General features: G+C 68.2%; 6 protein-coding genes. 5 read left to right on the forward strand and 1 reads right to left on the reverse strand.

Features of this window, described 5'->3' with window-relative positions; translation table 11 throughout:
• The 5 genes from B2Y21_RS07010 to B2Y21_RS07030 form a co-directional block, all read left to right on the forward strand.
• A partial coding sequence (locus tag B2Y21_RS07010; RefSeq protein ID WP_292058321.1) for a FliM/FliN family flagellar motor switch protein occupies window positions 1-718 on the forward strand: 718 nt, incomplete at its 5' end.
• Window position 719: 1 nt separating this feature from the next.
• A complete protein-coding gene (sctR, locus tag B2Y21_RS07015) occupies window positions 720-1,379 on the forward strand; it encodes a type III secretion system export apparatus subunit SctR (RefSeq protein ID WP_087139973.1) in 660 nt (219 codons plus the stop codon).
• 11 nt (window positions 1,380-1,390) lie between these two features.
• Window positions 1,391-1,663, forward strand: a complete 273-nt coding sequence (sctS, locus tag B2Y21_RS07020; RefSeq protein ID WP_003164547.1) for a type III secretion system export apparatus subunit SctS — start codon at window positions 1,391-1,393, stop codon at window positions 1,661-1,663.
• Window positions 1,664-2,461 carry a type III secretion system export apparatus subunit SctT gene (gene sctT / locus B2Y21_RS07025; RefSeq protein WP_046653644.1) on the forward strand — a complete coding sequence of 266 codons (798 nt, stop codon included), beginning with the start codon at window positions 1,664-1,666 and terminating at the stop codon, window positions 2,459-2,461.
• A 98-nt stretch (window positions 2,462-2,559) separates the two neighbouring features.
• A complete protein-coding gene (locus tag B2Y21_RS07030) occupies window positions 2,560-3,378 on the forward strand; it encodes a DUF1521 domain-containing protein (RefSeq protein WP_292058326.1) in 819 nt (272 codons plus the stop codon).
• Between the two features lie 79 nt (window positions 3,379-3,457).
• Here the strand turns inward: B2Y21_RS07030 and B2Y21_RS07035 are convergent.
• Window positions 3,458-3,875 (reverse strand): hypothetical protein (locus tag B2Y21_RS07035; protein WP_292058327.1); only part of this gene is annotated, 418 nt, incomplete at its 5' end.

Genomic DNA, 3,875 nt, shown 5'->3' on the forward strand with positions numbered 1-3,875 from the left:
CGCCGCCCTGCTGGCCGCCGTCTCGACGCTGGAGCCGCTGCTGGCGGCGCTGGAAGACGCAGGCGCCGAGGCGCTGACGCCTGTCGGCGTGCGTTCCGACACGATCGATGCGGCGCACGTCGAGGTCCGCCTCAGCGACGGCGAGCGCACGCTGCACGAGGCGCGTCTGTCCCTACCGCCCGCATTGGCCCTGCGCCTGCGCCGTGTCGGCGACCAGCCGCCGGGGCTGAACCTGCCCCTGCCGGTTCGTCTGCTCATCGAGGGGCCGCGCCTGTCGCCCGACGATCTGTCGAGCCTGCGCGCGGGCGACTTGCTGCTGATCCCCGCTCAGGCCGGAGCCTGGACCGCGCGCCTGTCGGTTCCAGGCGGGACAGCCGTCGGCCTGTTCGACCCCGCCTCCCGAAACTTCACCCATCAACGCAAGGAAAGCCGCATGACCGAGGCCGCCGCCCCGCCTGCCGAAGACGCGCACGGACTGACGCCGGGGGCCGATACGCCGATCGCCGTGACGGTCGATCTGGGCGAGACCGCCGCGCCGCTGAAGACCCTGACCGAACTGCGTCCCGGCGCCGTCCTGCCCCTGACCGGACTGGACGCCGAGATGCGCGTCACCCTGCGCAGCGCCGGCCAGGCCTTCGCGCGCGGCCGCCTGGTGTCCCTGGGCGAGGCCTACGCCGTGCTGATCGACGCCGTCGCCGACCCGAAGGAGGCCGTCTGACATGGACCTGTCCCAGTTCTCGCCGGGTTCGGCGCTCGTCACCGTCATCCTGCTGGCGCTCGCGCCCTTCGTGGCGGTGATGGTGACGTCCTTCACCAAGATCGTGGTGGTGCTGTCCCTGCTGCGCAACGCCCTGGGCCTGCAACAGGTGCCGCCGAACATCGTGCTGAACGGCATGGCGCTGATCCTGACGCTCTACGTCATGTTCCCGGTCGGCCAGCGCATGGCCGAAGCCACCAACCACATGCCGCCCACCGCCGCCCTCAGCGACACCCAGCAGTTGTTCGCCTATGCCGACAGCGCCAAGGAGCCGCTACGCGAGTTCCTGATCAAGCACTCGTCCGAACGCGAGCGCGCCTTCTTCCTGCGCACCGCCCAGCGCATCTCGACGCCTGAAAAACGCGCCGAGATCACCGCGCGCGACTTCCTGGTCGTCGTGCCCGCCTTCACCGTGTCGGAGCTGGCGACGGCCTTCCAGATCGGCTTCCTGATCTTCCTGCCCTTCCTGATCATAGACCTGGTGGTGTCCAACATATTGCTGGCGATGGGGATGATGATGCTGTCGCCGACCACCGTCTCCCTGCCGTTCAAACTGTTGCTGTTCGTGCTGATCGACGGGTGGGTGAAGCTATCCCACGGCCTTGTGCTCAGTTACGTCTAGGAGAACGCCCCATGATGAACGCCCAGGCCATCGAGCTCGTCAATCAGGCGCTCTGGCTCGTCCTGTTCCTGTCGGCCCCGCCGATCATCGCCGCCTCCATCGTCGGCCTGATCGTGGCGGTGATCCAGTCGGCGACGCAGCTTCAGGAACAGACCCTGCAATATACGGCCAAATTCTTCGCCATCGTGCTGACCCTGTTCGCCACGGCGGCGCTGATCGGCGGCTCGCTGTATCAGTTCAGCGACCGCATCTTCACCGAGTTCCCGGCCCTGGTGCGCCGCTAGGTGTTCGAGGGTCTGGACAGTCTGTTCGACAACGCCATCCTGGTGGCGGTGTCGACCACGCGGGTGGCGACGACCTTCCTGCTGATGCCGCTGCTGTCGCCGCAGACGGTGCCGGCGATGGTTCGCAACTCCATCTTCCTGGTCTTCGGACTGGCGGTGCTGACCATGCAGCCGCAGGTGGCCCAGATGACCCTGCCGACGGTCCAGTGGATCCTGCTGTTCGGCAAGGAGGCCCTGGTCGGGGTGGTCATCGGCTTCTTCTTCGCCACCATGCTGTGGGCGTTCGAAGCCGCCGGCCAGATCATCGACACCAAGGTCGGCGCCACCATGGCCCAGGTGGTGGACCCCCTCAGCGGGCATCAGACCTCGCTGAACGGCGAGTTCCTGGGGCGGCTGGCCAACTTCGTCTTCATGTTCTCGGGCGGCCTGCTGCTGTTGGTCGGCACGATCCTGGACAGCTTCGTCATCTGGCCCATCGGCAGCCTGACGCCGGTGCTGACCATGAGCAGCCTCAGCCTGTTCGAGGGCGAGTTCACGCGGCTGATGACCCTGGCCGTGCTGTTCGCCTCGCCGGTTCTGGTGGTGCTGTTCGTCACCGACGGCGCCTTGGGCCTGGTCAACCGCTATGCGCCGCAGCTGAACGTCTTCTCCCTGTCGCTGTCGATCAAGGCGTGGCTGGCGACCCTGATCATCCTGATCATGATGACCGGCCTGGTGCAGACCCTGCTGAACGAGATCATGGGCCGCCACGACACGGTTCTGGAGGTGCTGAAGGCGATGGGACGACGCTCAAGCTAGGAAGCTAGGGTCGTCCCTGATGGGGACCGTCCCGACTGTGAAGCCCCGCCCGCGCGTGGTCCGATGCCGGTCAGCAAGATCAACCTCGGGGCTGCACGATGACCAGCATCAACACCGCCTTCTCCAACGCCGTCGGGACTCTCGTGCTCGGGGCGGTCGCCGACCGCATGGCCACAGCGACCAACTTCGCCCAGATGGGCTTCCAGCTGGGCGTGATGCTCAACGGCGCCTTCCAGCCCGCCGCCCCCGCCTTCTCGGCCTCCATGCCCCAGGACGGCAAGGCCACGGTGGACCTGGGCGACGGCTATACGCTGGAGATCAACGAGGCCAACTCCGAGTTCGTGGTGCGCGACGCCGACGGCAACGTCACCCAGATCTGGGGCGATCCGCACTTCAACTACAACGGCCAGCACGTCGGCGACTTCTGGGACACCATGACCCTGGAGCTCGAGAACGGCACCAAGATCACCGTCAACACCGAGCCTTTCGGCAACAACCCCAACGCCACCGTCACCAGCCAGCTGGTCATCACGCGCGGCGACCAGGCCATGATCATCGACGGCGTCAGCCAGAACCGGCTGGGCGACCTGAACATCAGCATGAGCAACAACGGCTACGCCGTCGACGCCGCCTATCGCGACGGCCTGACCATCCGCGAGGACGACGCCGCCGGATCGGGCTGGACCAGCGGCATCACCGGCGACGCCGTCAGCCAGGAAGACTTCAACCTGACCAAGATCGGCAACGCCGGCCTGCCCGAGGCGCTTCAGGCCTTCAGCGACGCCCTGCGCGGCGTCCTGGGCGCCTGGCTGCTGACCGGCGTGTTGAGCGGATTGGCTGAAGCCCTGGGCGGCGCCTCTGAAACCAGCGAGCCCGGCAGCCCGCGCATCGCCCTCGGCCCAACGCCGACGCGCTGAACTTCACCTGCGGTTCAGCGTGAAACCCCGCGGACTTCGGTCCGCGGGGTTTGCTTTGTGTCACAGCAAGGGATCGCGCTCAGCGTCTGTCCAATGAAGCGGTCGCGGCGTCCACCATGCGGGCGAACTGTTCGACGGCGCTGTCGCGGGCGGCGGCGGGGCCTTCCTCGCGCGCCAGGCCCGCCGCCAGGGCGCGCAGCATCGGCTCGACTACGGCGGGCGCGGTCAGGTGAGGCGTCGCGCGGGCGTGATCCTGAACCGCGCGCACGAAGTCGGTCAGGGCTCGGTCGATCCGGCCCGTCCCGATCGGAGAGACCGCGCTCAGCCGCGCGGCGACCGCCCGGCCGGCCTGGGCGGCCAGCACGCGCATGCCGCCGCCGACCCCCGCCCCGCCCTCCTGGCCCTGCTCGGCCCAGACCTGGGACAGGGCCACGCCGCGAGCCACACTGTCCGCCCGCTCGGGCAGAACCGCGCCCGCCAGTCGGTCCATCGCCTGC

Source organism: Brevundimonas sp. UBA5936 (genome assembly GCA_002430835.1).
Classification (GTDB): domain Bacteria; phylum Pseudomonadota; class Alphaproteobacteria; order Caulobacterales; family Caulobacteraceae; genus Brevundimonas.